This is a genomic window from Leptospira ryugenii (assembly GCF_003114855.1).
In the GTDB taxonomy this organism is placed as follows: Bacteria; Spirochaetota; Leptospiria; order Leptospirales; family Leptospiraceae; genus Leptospira_A; species Leptospira_A ryugenii.
Genome location: NZ_BFBB01000008.1, coordinates 274,832 through 296,603 on the forward strand (window position 1 = coordinate 274,832; position 21,772 = coordinate 296,603).

The following is a 21,772-nucleotide window of genomic DNA, read 5'->3' on the forward strand; positions in this document are numbered from 1 at the left end:
CGATTGCAATATTTTTACTCATTCTTTTTAACGATTGCGCACCAATTGAAACAATCCCTAAAGTTAACATAAATTCAAAAGGTGGATTCCAACAAACACGAAAAGTCAGTAGGTTATTAAAGGATATTCATTTGATCTGCAAGAAAAATCAAAATTGATTGTATCGCGTCGAAATCGACGTGAGCCGAAGCCATCAAATCTTCGTTTGCTATAAAGGATCCACTTGCCTGTCCCGTTTACATAAACGGAATGATTTCGAAGGTTATCTATTCTTTCTAGGTATCCAGAAAAGAGAGGGAGCTGAAAAAGAAATACACCTTCATTTTTTTCGAATTTCGCAAATAAACAATCTCACCAATAAGCTTATTCGATTCCCTCTCTCCAAAATGCTCAGTGCAAGAAATGATCAATCTGTTCCGGAGACTTAAAGTGATTCAGGATATCGGGATTTGATTGAGGAAAACTCTTAGGAAATTCCTATGTGGTGGTCGAGTAAGTCTCCTGCGGTATGTTTATTGCCTAAAGATTTGTCCTTGGTAAATAGATTAAGCATGACATCGCCTTGTATTGTTAGGCCAGGTCCCAATTGTTTCCAAAGAAAACTCCCGACCATTATGCGTGCTCCATTGGGTTTCTCTATTGAGCAGACTCCAAATATCAAAATTCTGCATTTATGGGCAAGTGCTCGTCCCATAACGGGTTCCCAGATAACAATCAATATCGATCACATCCTTGTCCGCGATCCGGTTGTCATAATAGAGAAGTTCTGCGAGATCAATTCCGGCTCCATTGATACCAATGCCTAAATTTCCAGCTGTATAACCGGACGCGCCAGGATTAGGAGTTAAACTTCCGACCTGAATTCCATTTAGCCGAAAAGTGATGTTTGTCGAAGCATTTTGAAGAATGGCGGCTTGTTTGATCACGCCTACTGTCCAACTTGCGGCGACAGATGCGGCGACAGCAGCGTTCGATTTATTAATCTCTAAAACACCTGTAGTAATTACGATTTGAATTTGCCTACCTCCAGATGCTGGAGGTCCAATGAAGAGAACATTGTGATTGTTGTTGGTCACGGATCTCAAGACAAAAAAGATGCTCGCAGAATCAGAAGAACTAACGCCAATAGGTGCAGTATTGATTAGATTATTTGTATTATGGACAAATCGAACGACAGGCCTTCCATTGATTGTGTTTGCGGAAGAAAAGTAGGTAGGAGCATTCCCAAGTATGACTGTATTTCCTGTCCCGCTCAAGTCAGCCCAACTATTAACACTGCTACTATTTGGAAGTGCAAGGTCTTCTGCACGAACCCAGAACTTTAATCCAGGTACCGTGGCGGGGTTAAAATTTACAGTAATTGTTAGGTCAAAGTTTGTACTGCCATTTGCATTGGAAGCAGTCACAGTATAATTTGTTTGGTTTGCTACGGCTAGTGGAGTTCCAGACAATTGACCTGTTGCGCTATTGATAGAAAGACCTGATGGCAAGGAAGGGTTAACGGAATAAGTAAGGCCCTCACCATTGATAACTGGATTAACAGGAGTGATGGTCACGTTTTTAGTGAACACAAACGGATTTCCCACATAACTCAAATTAGAAGGAGCGGTTGTATTTCCGGGTATCGCACAATTTCTAAATTGTTGGACAATGCATATCTCCAACTGCGTTCTAAAATACTCTGCTCTTCGGGTATCGTAGGCCTGGTCAAGATCCAATTTGCAGGAAGAGATACAGGTAAGCAGGCAAAGAAAGAGGAGATATCGCATCGTGAGATTTGGTTTATCAATAAACCCGCATACTTGTGTTTTTTTAAACAATATTTTTATACAAATCAAGAGGTAGGGAGAAAATGTGGGGGTCTCTCAACGCTGTCGATATACCTGATTTATTTGCTGTACTCACACCACTGGCTGAGGTATGTATTTCTCTTGGACCAACACCAATAAATCAAAAGGAAGTTTTGGTTTTAATTGTCATTCGAAAAGAATGATAAGTACAAGTCTCTCCCGAAATCCCAAATTTAGTTCAGTTTTATAAGGGCAAAGTAACCAGATTTGGGAAAGGTGTATCTATTTTTCGCCTACGGTCCCGACACACAGCGGACGCTATTGAGTTCAGTCTTAGCAATATTAAAAAGATATCCATCCAAAAAATTGACGTACCACGCAGCAGAATAACCATTTACTGTAGTAGATGACCAAAAACTCTGGGTACCTGTAGATGGAAAAGATGTTTTGTCAATTACTGGTGTTGTAGTTGTTGCAGTATCGACAATTGTTTTTAACTCGTTGATTTGCGGCAACCGCCAAGTCTTAGAAGAAAAACTGAGTTCATTACAATACGTGATTGCATTTGCCCATGTTGCAGTATCGGAAACACTGGGATTATCGGAGCAAGTTGCGTCATTGTTTCTACCAAGAAAACATTTCTGCCAAACAAGCCCAGTCGTATTGTCCTTGACTGTCCCATCATTGTTATCTGTAAAATTGCTATTGTATATTTTCGAGTTTCCAGAGACGCAACGCACAGATAGGGCGGTATTTTGACTGGCGTAAGGCATGGAACCAGAAATGAAAGCGAGATAATACACAGCGGCAGGAAATGGTGCGTATGCTGTTGACGTCCAAGAAGCAGCAGAGTCCCCAGGAAATGCTGTCCTGTTTATAGCTGGATTAAATGAGCCAAAATCAGGTAAGGTTTCCAATTCCTGTCTACTCGGTACTCGCCATGTTTTGATTCCCGCATAGCCGTTTCCACTATTGGCAGAGTTTAAAGCTAAACACCCAGATGTTGTGTCATTACTTGCATTTGCCCATGTTAAGCTCACTGCTGTTCCAGTTCCGCAATTTGCTCCACTGAGTCCTTGTGTGCATGTTTTCCAAACAAGACCTGTTGCATTGTCTGTTGTGGTATAATCGGAAGTATACGTCGCGTGTGCCGTAGGTCCTGTATAGCTTCTCGCTACACCGATTTGCGTTAGTCCATCTTCGCCTGAGATTAATGTGTATCCCCCAATTGCTCCCGCACCACTTTTCAAAGGGGGATAACTGTAAACCCCGCTTAAAGTAGCAACCGAACTATCCGATAGGCCAGCTTTCTTTGCAAAGGCCTTCACCGTTTTACCAGCCAGACTCCAGATATGTATTGGAGCTGAATAGACATTGGAACTTGTCGTTGGTGTTGTTCCATCTGTAGTGAAATAGATTGTCGCCCCACTGGTGGTCGTGGAAATCGTAATATATTGTGGTGTATTATAAAAACCTGCCGCGGGAGAGAAGCTTGGAAGTGCCACAGTCGTGTTACCAACAGTGTACATTGCAGAACTGATTCCAGAAACATTGCCCGCTACATCTCTTGCAATAAACTTATATGTGGTAATCGCATCATTTGGCGAAGTTAAACTCCCGGAATACAAACTCCCGTTAGTTATCGATCCCGAACCGTCAAATGCAGGATCAGTTCCGTCAATCGTATAGGCCACTTTTTGGCAGGTAGTCGTAACATCACTGCAGTTAGCAGTTACTAATTGTGGTGTCGCATATGTGCCAGGAGCGGGAGTTAGAGAAAGACTTGGCGCAACACTGTCTATAGTAAGGGTCGTCGAGGAAGTCCCCACATTGCCGACCAAATTGTTCACACAGACATTGATTTTTTTGGATCCATCACTTAACTGCGTACCCGCAGTAATTGTCGTTGCGACGGCCACCCCACCAGTCGCACTACCGCTGACATTGGAACCTGACGCAAGGGTTCCTGAACCACAACTAGATCCTATTACAACGCTATAACTTCCTGATTTATCCGAAGTCCAATTGACTACAGCATTAACAGCTTTAATGATCGTTCCTGGAGAAACTGAGTTGATTGTGATGGACGGGAGGACAGAGTCAACTGTGTACACTTGACTGTACAGTGTTGAAACATTTCCGGCTTTGTCGCAAGATTTGTATTTTATCGTTGTGACGCTAGAGTCTGGTGTCGCAATCGGTGTTATATACAATGAACCAGTCGTAACCGCACAAGCGGATGAGAATACAGGGGTATTTCCATTTGTGGTATAAGCAACAGCAGCACAGCCAGCTCCTCCCGTATCACCGCAGTTAAGAGCAACATTCTGCACACTTCCATAACTTCCAGAGGCTGGATTAACAGAAACCGTTGGGATTGTATCATCGCGAGTAATTGAATGCACCATGGCACCTGTAACGCCCGCATTGATAACACAGACACGATAGGAGGTGGTCCCGAGACTCATGGCCGAGGCATTCAATGGCCCAAATGTTTGGTTGGCACCTGCGGTAACGGAACCTGATGTAACAACAATACCATTGGTACAATTTGTCGCACCGGATCGAATAGTAAAGTTTCCGGATTTCGTGGACTGCCAAACAAACTGAGTGGTGTTTATCGCTCCCGCATTATTACTCACAGATATGGAGCCAGAGGAAACCAAACTTACAACTGGTCCTGTCGAGGCAACGAATGGATCTTCACTATTTGGAATGCCATTGCCGTTAAAGTCTTCATTGGGAAAAGCCGCACTGATCGGATCATAGCCGAGGTAGGTAACTAATTTATTCAAAAATGGACCGAGTATGGTTGACTGTGCTTGAAAATACGCACTAACACTCCCATAACCTTCGGAAGCAAAACTTGAAAGTTCGGCGATTACGTTATTTGCAATGTTTAAAACGGGAACTGGATTTGTAAGAATGCCATTATTGACGAGCCAAACCTGGATAGTTAATCCAACTCCAAAGGAAAAGTGCTCCACTTCCAGTCTGATTTTATTTTGAGTATAATCAATAGAGACCATTTTCATCTTTTCAAGCGTGGAATCGTCTTTGATATAATAGAACGCAATACTTCTTTCCTCCAACCCCGCCTCAGCCATCTCACCTTGTTCGTAGTTAATTGTTAGGGTAGCTGGTTTTGAAAACACGAGTCCTTCTGGTTCAAATTTTAAAATCTTCGTAACTTTTGCATATCCCTGAGGAATGCTACCAATCGGTGAGGCATCGACTGTCACTGTAATTTGTCGGGTTTCACTAAGTGCACCAGCAGGTATATCAAGGGAAAAACTCCCATCAGTCGACATCAAAGTACCACCAGATACAGACACTGTTGCCGTTGACACATTGCCATTAGTATTGCTACTCACACCGCCAAGTGCCAGAAGCATCATACTGGAAACACTATTTCCACTAGATTTTATCTTTTGATCAAATAATGAAGAGAGGATACAGTTTGTATTAACCAGTAGGACAAGTAATAAATATGGTAGACTTTTCATAAAATTCCAACATCAGCTTTAAAATATTCAATTTTTCAACCAATTAACTCAAAGTTAAATATCTTTGACAATTCTTTTTGAAAGATATTTAAAAATCCTTTACCCTTATAATTGAGACTTGGCAGAATACAAAGAGTATCTAACTTCCTTTCTCCATTCATTTGCACCAGATACTTTACTTTTAAAGTTAAAGGAATATTCAAAATATAGTCCTTTATTTGTCGCTCTTCGGACAATTGTTCTGGATGAGCTTTATAAATACTTCCGTTGGAAAACACTTTTAAAATGTCATTTTGATAAAAATTATAGTCACCTTTAAGCCTATTCGATTCCCTCACTCCGACATGCTCAGTGCAAGTAATAGATAATCTGTCCCGGAGAACGTGATACGATTCTGGATGTGAGACCTTGGCAGTGATATAACTATTATGAATTTCTAATTTGGTCGAGATATGATATCAAGGATATTTGCAAAAAATAGATTCGTAGGATAGATGAATTTCAGGCGAGAATTCCAGATGAAGTATTTGAACTTTTGTCCCGTATTCTAGAGTGGGCGTATGATCCAAAAAAATCCTATCTTTTAAATATTGTCGAGGTTTGCAAATATGCCTTAATTCTCAAATCTTGAATACCAGATTCTGAAATTGGAAGATCGATTACATTCTCTACATTTTAAAACCGCAAAAGTAAGTTTCTTGTGGTTCTAACATCGAGAGTCACATCTGTTAGATAAAATTCCCATTGGACAGATTACCTCGTATTTGGGAATCACTCTAGAGACTTTGATAGGCCTGAAAAAAAGAGTTTGATCTAGATCAATGTAGAAACTTTCTCATGATCAAGTTTTTGCTTTCGCCTTACTATGTATGATTCATAAGGCAATCATGAATCATAGATTAATCGGTTTAGATTTAGCAAGAGTTTTCAGTATCTTTGGAATGATGGTAGTAAATTACCATTTTGGATTTGGGGCCTTTCAGGGTAATAAGATACTATTAGAGATTGCAAATTTCTTCAATGGAAGAGCATCGGCAACCTTTGTCATATTAGCAGGAATGGGACTCATTCTATTTGCAAAAAAAAACTAGGTCCAATCCTACTGATAAAGACCTAGTATTAAATTCACGTCGAACAATACTCATTCGAAGTCTTTTATTGTTTGTGATAGGAACAATTGACTCGATTTATTGGCCGGCTGATATCCTAAGATCTTACGGCGTATTCTTTTTTATTGGAGCATTTTGTTTACATTGGAAGAAGAATCATTATCTATTCGCCTCTTTATTTTCTATTTTTGTTTTCACTTTACTTTTTATCCTATTTGATTTTTCGAAAGATTGGAACTTTACGAAGTATTCTTATATTGGTTTTTGGACAATTCCTGGTTTCCTAAAAAGTTTATTTTTCAATGGCTGGAATCCAATTTTTCCTTGGATCGGATTGTTTTTTTGGGGGATGTATCTTGGTGTTTATCTTATCGAAGAGAATCAAAATCAAAAAAAAGTATTTTGGATCTCCGGAGTCCTTTTACTGGTTTTATTTTTACTCTCTTTAAATTCTGATCTTCTAAAAATTCTAAATCCTGTCGTATTGAATGGTTCATACGCAAAGAGTAATATTTTTACTGTGAATCAACTTCCTCCACTCCCCTTGTACTTTTTTATGTCGATCTGTTTTGCAAACTTGATCATCATCATTATGAATTCCGTTGGGGATAGATATCAGTCATCAACAGTAGTAAACAGCATCGCTAAAATTGGAACGTATTCCCATACAATTTATTTGTTTCATATTTATTTTGGGATCATCCTTTACATACTCATTCGAGGAATACCAACGGAAGAGGAGTTCTATAGTGTATATGGAACAGAATCGATAGAGTTCATGTGGATATATACCATTTGTGCTTTTTTCATTCTTAGTATTTATTCTCTACTTTGGTCCAAAAAATTTCAATCTGGTCCGCTTGAAACCTTAGTAAAAAAACTATCAGATAGCAATCCTACAAAAAAGAAGAAACATATATGAGTTGGATATACTTGATGTTAGCTGGAATATTTGAGATAGGATTTGCTACAACACTTAAATTATCTAACAATTTTACTAAACTGTGGCCTTCCATAATTTTTATCATTAGCATAACTCTTAGCTTCTATTTTCTAGAAAAATCTATAGAAAAGATTCCGATTGGCACAGCTTATGCCATTTGGACAGGAATTGGTGCTGTGGGCACGGTTTTCATTGGAATATTGTTTTTTAAAGAACCAGCAAGCGTGATGAGAATCTTTTTTTTGGTTACATTGGTTGGCTCAGTTATAGGTCTGAAGCTAACCGCATAAACCTTTTGATTGGGGTAAGGATTCTTTTTGGAGGACGAATCTGTCCTTGAACCAAAAATTATTTCCTTATCCTTTGCCTTCAAATCGCACTAGCTAAATTCAGAGCTCATTCGGTAGCGATTTTTGAATAGGCTAAAATTAATGTCAGCTATAGGCTTATTGGATTCCCAGATAGTGCAAGCAGTCTCTCTTAACAGGAATTGTTTTAAAAAGAAAAAAACGATACCGAATTAAGATACTTGTAAACTTTTTTAAGGTTACAAACATTTTAATCTGCGCGACTTGGAGCTAAAAATGGCAAAAACACAGAACCAATGGAAATGGTATCACTATGCAGTTTCAATTTTCGCATGGATCTTTCTTATTGTAGTTCATTTTATCTGGGTAGTAGGCCCATGGTATCTTGTAGTTTCTGAGTATTATGAATTAAAAAATGGGATCGATATCATTGCTGATTACCAAACATCTTCTGCAATCTACTCAGACACCAAGTTGGATCATGAAAAGGAATATCTATATATCTATCGTTTCTCCCATCCGACAACCGGGGAAAGAATGGAGCATTCCCTTCGAGGGATTGGAAAAGACAAGTACCCAGGAGAAGAGATCCATCTCAAGTTCAATCCAGAAACAGGATCTGTCGGTTTCGGTTCTCTTTTGCCGATTTTATTTTCCAATATTAAATATCTCATTGCCTCTCTATTCGGATTGGCATGGGTAACAAAAGTGATGCCTTGGAAATATTTATTAGAGGGGTTGAAATCGAAAAAAGAAATCAATTCCAAACAATCTGGTGCCCAAGGGGATCAAAAACGACGCTGAATCAATATTTCGTCCAAGAACTCACTTTGATAACCTTATGTTATCAAAGTGAATTTGTAACTCTGAATGAATATGAAAATGCAATAAAGAAAAAAGAGAGAATCACTTCCTTATTTTTTCTTCTGTCAACCTCTAGCAATAATTTTATACTAACGAGGCAGATGAATGATTACCTTTATTAAGGCAGTTATAACGATGAGAATAGATCAATGCGAAACAATAATTAAACGGATACTTGTTTATTGAAATAATGATAGCTATCCCCAAGTATGTTCGCCTGATTGCATAAAAACGGACACCTTTTTTGCAAATGAGCAGAGGAATGGAATACGTAACCACGATTAAAGAACAATCCTCGACGCGAGACATATCATGCAAATTTACAAAATAAGAAGTTTCCGAACCTTTTTTTCCCTCTTAAAAAGAGAAATCGAGTTCAATGATTCTCAAAATCTAAAGGACGCAAAAAAACATCCTCTTTGATTAGATTTAGCTATTTTATATTCGACAGAGATCTCCTCCTTTTCTACGTTATGTGAGTCCTGAAAAATTTGAATTTAAAATGAATTAGAAAAGTGTCTGCTAAAACGTAATCAGGTGACTCCGTGGATATTAACTGTAATGAAGAATCTTAGAAGAATCGTATTTCATATTATCAATTTCTTCCTTCTATTGTATACGTTTGGAAGTTTATTCATTGGCTGTGTTAAGAATGAAGAATTAAAGGGTAGCGATTTAGTTTCACAAAGGGATGCTGATCGGGATTATTCTAGGATCTTTATTTTAAAAAGTCTTGAATCCTTTCCAAACGATGCAATACCTTATCCAATTAGCTTTGAACCTAGTGAGCGATGTGACCGAAAAATAAATTATAAAAAAAAGGACTTCCAGGTATGTCTGGGAGCTTTGCTAGCAAATCGATTCTCAGTCAAAAATCAAACTGAACTATCGATTGCATTCCAAGACTTTGTAGATCGCTTTTGTAAATTAAAGAAAGTTATCTTTCTTGAAAATTCTCTTACAAGTGGAGAAATAAATCTTTGCGAAATCAATTATTGATTTGAGTTAAATTTTGCAGAAGGGTCATGTGATCCTCTGGGGATAAACACAACTTTGTGTTGCTAGTTGGAGTATCAAATGATATTGAAAAAAAATGTGATCTTTTTCATTTTCTTATTTTTCTCTTGTGGTCAGTATGAACTTTCTACTGTCGGTGAGAATGAACGTGACCTAAAAAATCTTGACTACATAGGACATTGGTATGAGTTTTTCCAATAACCAGTCCCCAAATCCAGAATGGTTGTTCCCTATGTGCGACACAATGCCCATTATAGGAAGCCAGTCGGCTTAAAGGCGAATATATTTTGGATTCGAATCCTTCGGGGTAAGTGGCAATAAAATTATTAAAATGTTTTTGCCAGAGTGCCTTATATTCTGATTCCCGAAGACGAACTGCTCGTAGCCTTTTCTCTATTCGGGAAATTGATTTGGAGTTAGTTTTTTCGCATCAATTCTAAAAATCTCCATTAGATTCTCCTAATTCTCGGGTATTCCTAATTGATCTAATCGCAAAATGGAATTTAAAGATTATAAACTTCTAGCTTCGATTTGATGCAAATAATGAAATTCTGGAGCAATGACACCGGCGCTCTTTCTTATATCACTAAGTTCCGGTGACTCGAAAAAATTCCTAGCCTTCTCGAGGGAAGACCATTGCGAAATATGCACAATTTTATTACTGTCAAGGTCATCATGAAGCAACTGATAGCTGATCTCTCCAGCCCTTTTCCTTATATCATAAGCTCCATCAAATACTCGTTTCCAAGCAGGATAGGACGCGACCTCATGAACAATCAACACATACATCATAAATTTCCTCAATAAGGGGAACCATCTTTATGAACAAACTTCCATTGCCCGTCTACTAGCATGGCTTTGAGATCATCATCTGGATAATGTCCTTCATCTCCTGGTGTCCTATCGCCGATTTCCAAATAAATTACATCTTCCGATGTTTCGTTGATTAAATGATGACCATTTCCGTTTCCGGCTTTAAATCCCGCGCACATACCAGGTAGTAGCAATGTACGACCCTCATCGGTGATTAGGGTAGGTGATCCTTGAAAGACAAAGATAAACTCATCTTGTTTGCTGTGTGAGTGACGCAGAGCTGACATTCCGTTCGGTGCAAGACGAGTTAGGTTTACTCCAAAATTACTTAATTCGAACAGATCACCTAATGGTATTTTTTCCCTTCCTATCATCCGTGAAGCGAATGGCTCTGGGTAGTTTGTTGCTCTGACACGTGGTGGCATTTGATCAGCCTTGACTGCAATCGGGATTGTTTTTTTCATAGGAATGCTCCTTGGTTTCCTACTAATTTGGAATCAGAGTAAAATATGAATCTGTAATTTTCATCTCGTACCAAAATTCCTGATCAGCTTTCCTGTTTTAATCTAGATCTCAAAAATTCCAAAATTTCATCTCTTGCTTTAATTGTCGGTTGACCCGCCTCGTCAATGAGATGCGCAGTCACTACACTATGTGGTGAGCCTATCACCTTTTCAAAAAATGGCGGAGGAGATGGATTTGCCGCCGTGTCAGGTAAAACTCTGTCAATAAAATGTTCACCCAATTCCCTTTTATAGGAACAAAATCTTTCAGCTCTACAGTGAAAATCTCCAGCAAATCTGTAACCTAGAACAGATAAATTTTCCTTGTTTAACCTTTCTCTTATTCTTAATAACTCTTCAAAACTTGAATTGATTCCAGACGGATCATCTAGAGGTAGAGAAGGTTGGCACATAACCGGCGCTAACATCGATGGTTCAAGCATCATTGACAAAGCAAAATTTCCAGTAAAACACATCCCTACTGCTCCTACACCCAAACCACCTGATCTCTGATGAGCAAATTTTGCTAGGGACCTTAACCAGTCTACAATCGGACTAAATTCACTGGATGCGAGAGTTCGAAACTCAGCACTTACGCAAGCTTTTTTAAAAACAACGATTCCTTCGCGAACTAGTGGCACAGCTCCATCCTTTCCAAACAGGGAAGGTATAAATACACTGAATCCAGCTTCCCTAACCCATCTCGCAAAACGGAGAACATCTGGACTAATCCCTGGCATTTCGGGCATGACAATGACTGCTGGACCCTCACCCGAAATATATACATTTTTTGTAATACCGTCGAAATGAAAACTCTCCATATTAAAATCAGCAAGTGAGTCAGGCTCGAAATTCACCATATATTGCGCCTTCTCGCTTATTTTTCGATTACGCGACCGTAATTGATGGTAATGCTAGCCTTGGCTAGTGAAGTAAAACCAATATTGTATCCAACTAAGGCGCCTGAAGAATCCGAATTAATATCTAACTTAGCAGTTTTTAATGCATAAACTGTGAAGACATATCTGTGCGGCTTGTCTCCTGCGGGAGGGCAGGGTCCACCAAACCCTGGTTTACCAAAATCTGTCCTTCCTTCCACAACGCCTTTTGGAAGATTTTTCTTGTTTGCTCCTTCTTTTAATTCAGTAATGTTTGCTGGAATATTTACAAGTGTCCAATGCCACCATCCGCTGCCCGTTGGTGCATCTAGATCAAAGACAGTAACCGCAAAGCTTTTCGTTCCGAGAGGCGCATTGGTCCATTTAAGTGATGGAGATAGGTTCTCTCCTTTGCATCCAAACTGATCGAATACGTGTTTGTTGTTTAGTGTTCCACCTTCACTGATTGTAGGACTCGTGACTTGGAAATCTGCGGCAGATATGCTGATCGAAAATCCAATTAAAAAAACCAAAAATAAATTCTTCATTTGATAAACCTCATAATAACTAATTTTCCTCTCTTCACAGAAAGTTGCAACCCTAAATTATAGTGCATATACACTATTTATACGCGGCTCAACCTAAAGATTGAAATAGAACCTAATTCTCTTCTTGTAAGTTCGGTAATTTTCTAACATCTGACAGCATTTTAAGTACCTGCTTGAATTCAGTTTTACCCATGAGTTCAGTGATTCCATCTTGAGCTTTTCTCCACAGCTCTATCCCTTTTGTTAAAAGCTGTTCTCCTTTTTTCGTAAGAGATAGACAGCTGACATTGCCTGAGATTTTTTTTTCCATCAAAATCAATCCATCTCTTTTTAATATTTCCAAACTTCTCTGTAAAGTTGTCCTATCGATATCTGTTACTCGCGAGAGATCGGTTATACTCTGATTTTCCTCGTAGGCAATACTAGCAAGAACCGTAAATTGAGTAATACGAAGTCCACATGGCTTGAGCATCGAGTCATAATAATTGGTAATCAGTCTACTGGTTTTTCTCAAGTTGATATTCAAGCAGGAGAGTCCGATTCGTTTTATCTCATTTTGCGAATATTTCATCTTGAATTTAACCGTGCTGCTTATTTAGTGTATATGCACTGTTTTGGTCTACAAAATTTTATCACTAACTTGAGATTTTATTCATTCTCTTTCATAGTTCAGAGACTTGATCTGGATTTTTTTAAAAGAGGTGAATTATTTGCCAATATAGGAAAAAATTCCCTCTATTGGCCTGATCCGTATTTTTTATTGATGCCTCTTTTTTTTTCTCTTTTGGACAGTTCTAAAATCTATTTCCCGTAGACAAAATTTATGATTTACTACATAGGACATTGGTATGAGTTTTTCCAATAACCAGTCCCCAAATCCAGAATGGTTGTTCCCTATGCTCGACACAATGCCCTTTATAGGAAGCCAGTCGGCTTAAAGGCGAATATATTTTCGCTAAAAAATCGTAAAAAATTCGACATAATTTTGGATGAGACAAATAGAGACCAAGCCATCGGATTATGGCTTTTTTTTGGGTAGGCCGTCGAATTGAGACAAAGTAATCTATTTTGGTTTTGCCTATTAAACGTCTGGGAGATTTTATCGCACACAAAGTGGATTCCATATAAATTCTGAAGTAAGGGTATCCATTCAAAAGTTCAAAAATGATTCCGAATCTAGTGAAATTGCTTTTTGCCAAAAGAATGTATTTTCGAATCGTTTACCGAATTACTTTCTCTGGCAATATATTGTGAAAGATTCAGGTCAATGTTTGTTCTTCTCAAGCCAATTATTTAGAAAAGATAATTGTAATGAACCTATTTTAGATGACAAATTTTCAGAGATGATTCTTGAATGTGAAATAGAATTGAAACATTATCAGAATCTATATAAATAAAAGTTTAACGCATTATCTTTACCGAGATATGGCACAAGTTTAATTATCGTTATTTTCACCTTCACCACAACAGCAGGTTGTTTTCCATTGCTAATGGGTGCTGGAGAAGGTGAGTCTGGAACTCCTGTTTGGCTTCTCGGTATTGGAAATGGGGTTCCTGCAAATACGCCTTCCGTTTCAAATGAGACATCGAGTGGTGGGGGAGGAGGCTCTTCCTCGTCTGGTAGCACAAGGATAACAGGTATGTATTTTTATCATCCAGACCATTTAGGTAGCATAACGATGATAACGGATGGCAATGGAAATGTTTTGGCTGGTGGTGAACGTGGTGGAAAGAGTCACATCACTTATAAACCCTACGGTGAGATTCTGAGGACAGATTCGTATGGACCAGATATTACGAAATTTAAGTATACGGGACAGGAAGAAGATCGAGAAACTGGACTCTTTTATTATAAGGCGAGATTTTATGATGCAGGTCTTGGAAGATATATTTCTAATGATGGAATGGTGTTCCCATAGAAAAGTACAACGGATGAACCGTAAAATGTATGTTGAAGGGAATCCGATGCTTTTTACTGATAAATCGGGTCATAACCTATCGCGAGGCTTGATTTCTCGATTTCCCAAGCCATTAATCAATGCAGTGGATAAATTTTTTAAGAGAGCTATTCCAATGGCTATAAATCGAGCTGTTTCGAGAATTAAGAACAATATTAAAAATTTACCGAATACATTGGATAGATGGAAATTTGTCAGGTCAAATAGGTTCTATGTTGAAGAAAATCGTTATAAAATGGGGAAATTAACTGCAGGACAGGTTCAAGGTATGATTATTGGCGTCACGTTAGTTGCTATTGGAATTGTTCTTTTATTCACTCCTTTTATCCATATCGGTGTTTCTTTTATAGTTAGTGGGACGATGACATTTACAAGTTCCGCTGTAGGAGGTGATTTTGGAGTAGATGAGGAAAGTGATAATGGACATAAATCCTGAGCCAGTTAATTTATCAAAAGCATTTCTTTTAGCTTGTTTTTTGACGTTCTCTTCGTGCCGAAGCCTAGAATATGATTTAATAATATCTAAACCTGACCACTTTAGTGGTGATTCTAGACAATTAACTACTTCAAATATAATTACGATCGATAAAACATTATTTGAATTTGAAGTAAAAGACATACAAAGTGAAAGCAATAAACTACTATATGAAACAAATAAAAGAATAAATTATAAAGCTATCAGTAAAGAGAATATTCGACAGAAGAATATTCAATTGAAACTAAATAGATATGATCATAAATTACAAGTAATTCCTCATTATTTTTTAGTGTCGCTTCTGACTGGAGGAGTTTTTCTAATATTGGGTGGAAAGATTGTTAAGGAAAAAATCGATACAACTTGGGAAACATCAGAAATGCTGATTTCTGAAAGAAGATTGTTTACACTTTATTGCGAAACGGAATATAATATATATCAACCTAAGCCAATAAAAGAGTATAATAAAGAAGGGGAAAGATTTGATTATGGTGATCATTGTAGGGAAAGTATCCTTAACCAACTCATAGATAGACTTATTGCTGATTATGGTAATTAAGATCACAAAGTAGTATTTGACTTATGCAATCTGCAAAAATTGATTGAGCAATAGATACTTTATAATATTTTCATATTGTGTTCAGTACATGCGGAGGTGGAGATTATGATAATGTTACACCAAAACCGTGCGCTAATCCTCAAAATACGCCAACGGTTGAAATGCCTAGAAACATTGGCAATGGGTTATGAATCGAGAGTACACATGAAAAGGCTAATTAATTTTATTCTGATAGCATCAATTGTATTTTTACAAAATTGTTCCAGATATCCTGGTTGTAAAAATAATTTAAGAAATTCGGTGGAAGAACTTTGCATTAAAAATATAGAAGTATCGAATAACACGGTAGGATTGACAGAAGTTGAAGCTAGAGACATTCGAAACTTAGCATATGGAATTTGTTTCTATAAGCTTCTGGAAACTAATAAAGAGATCAAGAATTGTGAAAATTTTTGATATTTAAATAATTGCTTGGCATTTATCCTTTTGCATGGTATTACATTTTGTTAAGGCAAAATGATAAAAAAATGAAAAGATTATTCCAATTGTTCATTGTAATACCTGCTTTCTTCATTTACGATTACTCACAAAGCCAATCAAAAAACCAGAGCGAAGCGATTGACATTCTTTCACTTGTCATTATTAGAGAGAGCTACCTCGGCTTTAGCCGTATGGGTTCCGCCCAGATGCCAAACGGTGATATCTTTCTTTGCGGTGGTTCAGCATCGAACTTTTTGAATGTTGACTTGGCATGTTTTTCTTACGACGAAGGAAAACGAAAATCAAATTTATCTGTGCCTAGGAGCGGAAGCTTTAGCATGACTGCAATAGACGATAGATTGATTTACATTGCAGGGGGAGATAAAGCCGACTATAATACTATGTCAACAACGGAAATTTATGATACAAAAGAGAATAAATCTTCAATTTTTGTTCCAATGGTAGAAGAAAGAAGTCGGCACACCGCAACTCTATTGAAAAATAACGAAGTCTTTTTAGCTGGAGGTAACATAGGAGTCAGAGAAAGAATCAGTGACTCTTGGCAAGTGGTTAATACCCAATCGGGAATCAATCTACAAAAAGGAACTTTGAATTATGCAAGATATAGGCATAAAGCTCAATTGTTGAGTAATGGAGATGTTTTACGAATTGGAGGTGAAAATTTTTCGGATACAATTGAAGATCTTGAATTATTTAATGCACGTCTTCGAACAATTTCCAGCAATGGAAAGCTTAAAGAATCTAGGTCGTACCATTCTATCGTCTACTTTGATGATAATAATATATTCATTATAGGAGGAATAAATAGAGATAAAAATAAAGATCGATACCTTCGTTCTATTGAGCGTTTTGATAAGTCTCGGAACGAGTCGGAGATTGTTGCAAATTTTGAGGAACCAAGAGCACACGTGAATGCAAAAAAAATAACAAATAGTGAAATATTAATTTGCGGTGGTGTGAACGGAAATATTTCACCCAAGAAACACTTTAGTGATTGTTTACTTTTTAACATCGAAACTAAAAGATTCTCTCATTTCACTAATTTAACTAAGCCTCGAATTTACTCTACAGTAGATTTAACTTCGGATGGACAGTTTTTATTATGCGGAGGCAATTCCTTAGACTCTTTATATAACGATTGTGAAACGGTTGACTTAAAAACTAGGACTGCAACAATTCGATTTCCAAGATTATTTTAATTAATTTCAAATCTAGTAAAAAATTCATTCAGTATGGTCGCTTTATCTCCTTATATAATGGCCTCCATTCTATAAGTCTCAAATTAAATCTAACTACCTTTTTTCAAAAATAGTCTACTCCTGTTTCAGAAGAAACATAGAGTGCTGGAAAAGATGCGGAAAGAGTCATATAACATAAAAACCATACTTTGAGAAATTGAGATCTGATTCTTATGGTCCTGATATAATAAAATTTAAGTAAACGGGACAGGAAGAAGATCTAGAAACTGGACTTTATTATTATAAGGCAAGATTTTATGATGCAGGTTTTGGAAGATTTATTTCTAATGATGGATTGGTATTTCCCGGTAAGTTACTCGTCAAAAACACCCGCGCACATGCCTGAGAACTCGGTTAATGAAGATTTTTTAAAATTTAGTAACGTAACCGAGATTGATCACGAAGTGATGTTTTGTAATATGTTGTTGCTGATAGGTATTGAGAAGATAATTCTTTGAATTGGTATCCCACGGTAAAGATTGAATCGCTGAAGCGACGGTCTGATTTGCTGTTCCATGTATCTTAGACGGATCTGTTACTTTTCCATCATCTGCATTAGTATCCGCTTGTATTCCACTTGGTTTCGGATACACTCGATCGTTGTCGAAGAGGTATATATCTGGACGATATACGTCGCTAACGCTAACATTCATTTCTCTAAAATTGAGCTGTAGTTTTGCGGTGATATCTGTTACTCCAGATCTTCGATCGGTATTGTTATTAAAATATTGATAACCAACTTGTATGCTTGGAATAAATTTGAAGTCCTTGTTCAATTCATATTCGTGACTTAGCGTGGCTCTATGGTGACTGTTTCCTTGATTGAGTCCGTTGGACTCGGATGAGATTCTATAATTGGATACTAATTCTGGCCTTAGATACTCCAAAAAACCAGGCTTCCATCCAACAGTATAATTGAATAGGCTTGCGTTGGTTGGATAATTCGCACTATTCACAATCAAGAAGCCGGTGAAGAATTGCCCGATTGATGTGTTCCATTCATAAAGAATCTGTCCTATGAAATAATCTCTGAGTCCATTCTTTTCCTTTCTTGGTTTAATCTGGTTTGGATCAAACGTCAACTGACCAGATTGAATAGATTGCAAAACCTTGTTTGTTTCATCGGTGCCACCAGAACTAGATTGATAAAAAAAATCGTTATCGGTATTTGAACGTCCTATCAAGGGATTCGCCATTATGAGATTCAGTCTAAACCCAGGAATTGGAGTGAAAAAATTTACAAAGGTACCTAATACCAGACCCTGTGAAAAAGAATTATATGACTCGTTGTTTCTTCTGCTTAGTTTCTCGCCGAAAAGACTATTTCCCAAAACGTACACATCATTAGCCACTGATTGACTAAAACCGAATTCTGGTTTTTTATCGTTTGCCTTCGGAAGATTCTTCGGATTGTCTTCAGGAATTCCAGATTGCAAATCTGGAGTTTGTTTGTCTTGAGCCGAAAGCGAGGAATAAAAGACAAAAAGGATTAGTAGACTATGTATCAACTGGTTCATAAATTTTTTATTTACCTTCAATAGAAATTCTTCTTTTATCCCTTTGCGGAGTACAGCCGAATTTTTATTTTACGTTAAAGATTCTTAGTATCTCTAGAAAATCCATGACCGGAAAAAAGACAGCTATTGATTCTCCCTAAGATCTCGTCACCATTGTCGCCACAAAATAAATTAGTTTTCCAAAAATTTAGATAAGTCGGGTTATTGTAGGTTAACTGAATAGATTCTCTTTAAGTAAAATAAAAATAAAAAAGTAAGAATAATATTCTACAGGTTAAATTTAGTTTCTCTTAAAACATTAGTCGATTCTTTTGTGACGCTATAAGCCGCTTCGCTACCTAGTAGTATCTCGGTAGAAATATCAATGAAACGGAAAATTATAAAGATTATCAGCAAACTTTCTAAAACGATGACTAAATTGCTCCTATTATTAAATATCTTTTTGTTAATGAATTGTAAGAGTCAGAGAGAAGCATCATGTATTAAAGATGCAGAAGGATCAGTATTGCAAGCTTGTCTTCTTCAAAGAACCGATGGGTCAAGAGCTACTCCAGTTTTTGCTATTGAAATCTGTTTAGTAGAAATCAATGATTATCGTAAATGCATAAATAAACCATAAAAAAAGGAATTGAACCAACAATAAGAGAGAATTTCGTTATCTAGATATGTGTAAGCATGCTATAGATGCTTTGTACCTTGCAGTTAAATATCAGTTATTTATAAAAGTATCGATAGTGTGCAGAATTTTTCACAAAAGCAAAATCTAACTCTCGTAGGTTAATAGATATTAGCTCTAATCATTTAGTTGATCTATTTAATTTAGGTTGATATCTATTTTTTCCTTATTAAACATAGACTGCTGGAAAAGATGCGGAAAGAGTCACACCACTTACAAACCATACGGTGAGTTTCTGGGGACAGATTTGTATGGAACTCATATAACAAAATTTAACTATACCCACCTTTACCGGACATTGTGCGCAAATATTAAGCTTTCCTTCTGGATCTGAAGGCTTTGTCTTTTAAAAATTCCTTTCAAATTCTTAAGAGGTGGAGGTTTAAAAAAATGACTAGCTAGCAGTCTGGACATTGATTTCCTTCCCAAATTCCAAGAGGAGTTTTGCTTCCATGCTATTGTATTTTGTGGAACTTCCTTATTGATAGAAAGTTCTGGATGAAAGGAACAAACAGTAGAATCGATAGATGGCAGGAGAATTTTTTCGTTTGCAATTCCAAAAATAAGAGAGGTTATATTTTTCGAAACGGATCTGACACCATGGTAAGTTTTAGCCTAAAATTTTTTTTATTCTTCATAGGTGAAACGTCAACCATATCGCTTGTTATGTGGTCTACGACATCCTAAACCATAAATTTCAGCAACAATATTTCCATTTTTTACAATCAGCAAAGAATGTAAGTTCTCGATTTCTAAATTTGAACGATTAAGCAACCAACAGTGAGCCTCGGAATCAAAACCAGCATCCTTACTTGGTATCGACTTCCAAAAACGATCCTACTTTGGAAGATCACATTCTACTTTTGAGAGATTTTCAGAACTTGTTTCCAACTTGAGATCCTTGAACATTGAGTAAAGATCAAAGATGTTTGTAAAAGCAAATTAAACAAATAGATTATCATAAATCTTTTCACTCTTAAATTCTCAAGAAAACAAAAAAAAATCACAAGAAAGAAAGGAAACGTTAACAAAATTTAGAATGAGTTGACAACAAACGCTTTCCAAGAGAGAACCGACAGCATGTCCACTCCTGTTTCCAAACCTTCTGTCGCATTCGTAGGAGCTTCCTGGCTTTCCCTTCTCATCGGTATGGGAACTTTCATGATTGGCATTTGGAATTCTGAGATGATGCTCAGCGAAAAAGGATTTTACCTTACAATCCTGATGTATGGACTTTTTTCTTCTGTATCTTTACAGAAGACAGTCCGAGACCAACTTGAGGGGCTATTTGTAACTGGAATCTATTTTGGACTTTGCTGGTTTTCAGTGATACTCTCTCTCTTGCTTCTTTTAATTGGACTTTGGAATGCGGAACTTTCTATGAGTGAAAAAGGATTCTTTGGTATTTCATTTGTTCTAAGTATGTATGCAGCTGTAGCCGTTCAAAAAAATGTACGCGACGCACGTCTTGCAGATATGGAATCCAGCAAACAGTTGTAAATCTACATATTAGTTTGCTAATTTGCCCTCTCGTATGAACAAGTTATCTAGAAACTCTAATATCCTCTCCAGAGTATTAAGTTACATTTGTTGAAAAACTCTCACGAAGTTTCCCAATATAAAAATTAATTCTTGTCTTTTTATCTTCTGTTATATGATAAAACAATGAAAAAACTCATCCTTCTCATTTTGCTTGGAGCTCATTTCTCTTGCTCTAGTTTGCCCTATACCATTGAAGATCGAAAATTTGATAAAGCTAAACAAATGATCGCAGATGGTGCAGATGTTAACCATAGTTCAGACTGTTTTCACCCTCTCACCATTGCAGCAATGGCAGGTGATGAAGGCCTTGTGCAACTTCTTCTAGAAAAAGGAGCTAAAGTCGAGAACCGATCCAAGGAATGTGATTACACGGATCAAATTGGACCTTTCCGAATGAGATTTCGTTGGGGTGCAAGAACTGCTCTTGACCGCGTAGCCAATGCAACCATTGCTAAATTACTTTTAGCGAAAGGAGCCAATCCAAACATCGCGGGTTACCGTGAATATACTTTTGCGCCAGACTTTGACGTGGCTCTATTGAATGCAGTCCGTAAATCGGATTTTGATTTGGTAAAGGTTTTGGTAGAGGCAGGTGCCAAGGTGAACGTTTACAATAGTTCCGGGAAAAATGCCATTTGGGAGTCCGCCGAAGCAAAAAAATCGCAAGGAAAGCCCGAATTTTTTTCATACCTTCAATCTAAAGGAATGAAAAAGCTCGAAATTACGGATGCAAATGCGAAAGCAACGGATGGTAAAATATTAACGAAATATAAACACATTGCTACTGGAGCCGTGACCGAAATGTCAGCTGAGATTGCAAAGGGTGTATACGAGAATCCCAAAAATTATTCTGCGTTAACGTTCAACGCTGCCGATGGAGCTTACTACCATTATGCGGAATTCGTCTGGGTGGAAACCGGACAAAATTTATATGAATGGTATTTAATGCGTAGAAAGAGAACCGGAACTTTAAAATAACAAGACAATGATTTCCTAACATCAAATATTTATGCGATGTTAGGAATGC

General features: G+C 37.3%; 22 protein-coding genes and 1 pseudogene. 13 read left to right on the forward strand and 10 right to left on the reverse strand.

The window, feature by feature from the left end; all coding sequences use genetic code 11:
* Positions 1–466 precede the first annotated feature (466 nt).
* The 4 genes from DI060_RS18995 to DI060_RS13935 form a co-directional block, all read right to left on the reverse strand.
* On the reverse strand, positions 467–613 hold the full coding sequence (locus DI060_RS18995; RefSeq protein WP_167837010.1) for a hypothetical protein: 147 nt from the start codon (positions 611–613) through the stop codon (positions 467–469).
* Positions 614–671: 58 nt separating this feature from the next.
* On the reverse strand, positions 672–1,820 hold the full coding sequence (locus DI060_RS13925) for an Ig domain-containing protein (protein WP_135355058.1): 1,149 nt from the start codon (positions 1,818–1,820) through the stop codon (positions 672–674).
* A gap of 263 nt (positions 1,821–2,083) precedes the next feature.
* Positions 2,084–5,296: an Lcl domain-containing protein gene (locus tag DI060_RS13930; protein WP_108977572.1), complete on the reverse strand. Its 3,213-nt coding sequence runs from the start codon at positions 5,294–5,296 to the stop codon at positions 2,084–2,086.
* Between the two features lie 35 nt (positions 5,297–5,331).
* Positions 5,332–5,634, reverse strand: a complete 303-nt coding sequence (locus DI060_RS13935; protein ID WP_108977573.1) for a hypothetical protein — start codon at positions 5,632–5,634, stop codon at positions 5,332–5,334.
* 549 nt (positions 5,635–6,183) lie between these two features.
* Between DI060_RS13935 and DI060_RS13940 the strand changes: the two genes are divergently transcribed.
* The 6 genes from DI060_RS13940 (at position 6,184) to DI060_RS19005 (ending at position 9,738) form a co-directional block, all read left to right on the forward strand.
* Positions 6,184–6,387 carry a hypothetical protein gene (locus DI060_RS13940; protein WP_108977574.1) on the forward strand — a complete coding sequence of 68 codons (204 nt, stop codon included), beginning with the start codon at positions 6,184–6,186 and terminating at the stop codon, positions 6,385–6,387.
* Positions 6,371–7,327 (forward strand): DUF418 domain-containing protein, encoded by a 957-nt coding sequence (locus DI060_RS13945; protein WP_108977575.1) that lies wholly within the window; start codon positions 6,371–6,373, stop codon positions 7,325–7,327. The genes DI060_RS13940 and DI060_RS13945 overlap by 17 nt, the downstream gene beginning before the upstream one ends.
* The gene (locus DI060_RS13950) at positions 7,324–7,638 is read left to right on the forward strand and encodes a DMT family transporter (protein WP_108977576.1); all 315 of its coding nucleotides are present in this window, start codon (positions 7,324–7,326) and stop codon (positions 7,636–7,638) included. Before DI060_RS13945 ends, DI060_RS13950 begins: the two co-directional genes overlap by 4 nt.
* Before the next feature lie 294 nt (positions 7,639–7,932).
* Positions 7,933–8,460: a hypothetical protein gene (locus DI060_RS13955; protein ID WP_108977577.1), complete on the forward strand. Its 528-nt coding sequence runs from the start codon at positions 7,933–7,935 to the stop codon at positions 8,458–8,460.
* A gap of 621 nt (positions 8,461–9,081) precedes the next feature.
* Positions 9,082–9,519 carry a hypothetical protein gene (locus DI060_RS13960; protein ID WP_108977578.1) on the forward strand — a complete coding sequence of 146 codons (438 nt, stop codon included), beginning with the start codon at positions 9,082–9,084 and terminating at the stop codon, positions 9,517–9,519.
* Between the two features lie 78 nt (positions 9,520–9,597).
* Positions 9,598–9,738 carry a hypothetical protein gene (locus DI060_RS19005; protein ID WP_167837012.1) on the forward strand — a complete coding sequence of 47 codons (141 nt, stop codon included), beginning with the start codon at positions 9,598–9,600 and terminating at the stop codon, positions 9,736–9,738.
* Positions 9,739–10,047: 309 nt separating this feature from the next.
* Here the strand turns inward: DI060_RS19005 and DI060_RS19330 are convergent, their stop codons facing one another.
* The 5 genes from DI060_RS19330 to DI060_RS13985 form a co-directional block, all read right to left on the reverse strand.
* Positions 10,048–10,329: an antibiotic biosynthesis monooxygenase gene (locus DI060_RS19330; protein ID WP_108977579.1), complete on the reverse strand. Its 282-nt coding sequence runs from the start codon at positions 10,327–10,329 to the stop codon at positions 10,048–10,050.
* Positions 10,330–10,337: 8 nt separating this feature from the next.
* Positions 10,338–10,814: a cupin domain-containing protein gene (locus DI060_RS13970; RefSeq protein ID WP_209452051.1), complete on the reverse strand. Its 477-nt coding sequence runs from the start codon at positions 10,812–10,814 to the stop codon at positions 10,338–10,340.
* A gap of 83 nt (positions 10,815–10,897) precedes the next feature.
* Positions 10,898–11,713: a dienelactone hydrolase family protein gene (locus DI060_RS13975; protein WP_108977581.1), complete on the reverse strand. Its 816-nt coding sequence runs from the start codon at positions 11,711–11,713 to the stop codon at positions 10,898–10,900.
* A gap of 17 nt (positions 11,714–11,730) precedes the next feature.
* Complete coding sequence (locus tag DI060_RS13980; protein ID WP_108977582.1) at positions 11,731–12,279, reverse strand: YbhB/YbcL family Raf kinase inhibitor-like protein; 549 nt, start codon at positions 12,277–12,279, stop codon at positions 11,731–11,733.
* 112 nt (positions 12,280–12,391) lie between these two features.
* A complete protein-coding gene (locus DI060_RS13985; RefSeq protein WP_108977583.1) occupies positions 12,392–12,850 on the reverse strand; it encodes a MarR family winged helix-turn-helix transcriptional regulator in 459 nt (152 codons plus the stop codon).
* A 919-nt stretch (positions 12,851–13,769) separates the two neighbouring features.
* Here DI060_RS13985 and DI060_RS19200 point away from each other — a divergent pair.
* From DI060_RS19200 to DI060_RS19370, 5 genes and pseudogenes are all read left to right on the forward strand, one after another.
* Positions 13,770–14,198 (forward strand): RHS repeat-associated core domain-containing protein, encoded by a 429-nt coding sequence (locus tag DI060_RS19200; RefSeq protein ID WP_244594416.1) that lies wholly within the window; start codon positions 13,770–13,772, stop codon positions 14,196–14,198.
* Between the two features lie 13 nt (positions 14,199–14,211).
* The gene (locus DI060_RS19205) at positions 14,212–14,673 is read left to right on the forward strand and encodes a hypothetical protein (RefSeq protein ID WP_244594417.1); all 462 of its coding nucleotides are present in this window, start codon (positions 14,212–14,214) and stop codon (positions 14,671–14,673) included.
* Positions 14,657–15,271 carry a hypothetical protein gene (locus tag DI060_RS14000; protein ID WP_108977585.1) on the forward strand — a complete coding sequence of 205 codons (615 nt, stop codon included), beginning with the start codon at positions 14,657–14,659 and terminating at the stop codon, positions 15,269–15,271. The genes DI060_RS19205 and DI060_RS14000 overlap by 17 nt, the downstream gene beginning before the upstream one ends.
* A 527-nt stretch (positions 15,272–15,798) precedes the next feature.
* Positions 15,799–16,971, forward strand: a complete 1,173-nt coding sequence (locus DI060_RS14010; protein WP_135355059.1) for a Kelch repeat-containing protein — start codon at positions 15,799–15,801, stop codon at positions 16,969–16,971.
* Positions 16,972–17,149: 178 nt separating this feature from the next.
* Positions 17,150–17,311 (forward strand): annotated as a pseudogene (locus tag DI060_RS19370) (RHS repeat-associated core domain-containing protein); the annotation flags it as partial.
* Between the two features lie 67 nt (positions 17,312–17,378).
* Here the strand turns inward: DI060_RS19370 and DI060_RS14020 are convergent.
* Positions 17,379–18,527 (reverse strand): hypothetical protein, encoded by a 1,149-nt coding sequence (locus tag DI060_RS14020; RefSeq protein WP_135355060.1) that lies wholly within the window; start codon positions 18,525–18,527, stop codon positions 17,379–17,381.
* Positions 18,528–20,283: 1,756 nt separating this feature from the next.
* On the opposite strand from DI060_RS14020, the gene yiaA reads away from it, so the two are divergent.
* Together yiaA and DI060_RS14040 are read left to right on the forward strand one after the other, a co-directional pair.
* A complete protein-coding gene (yiaA, locus tag DI060_RS14035; RefSeq protein WP_108977591.1) occupies positions 20,284–20,703 on the forward strand; it encodes an inner membrane protein YiaA in 420 nt (139 codons plus the stop codon).
* Between the two features lie 165 nt (positions 20,704–20,868).
* Positions 20,869–21,723: an ankyrin repeat domain-containing protein gene (locus DI060_RS14040; protein WP_108977592.1), complete on the forward strand. Its 855-nt coding sequence runs from the start codon at positions 20,869–20,871 to the stop codon at positions 21,721–21,723.
* Positions 21,724–21,772 lie beyond the last annotated feature (49 nt).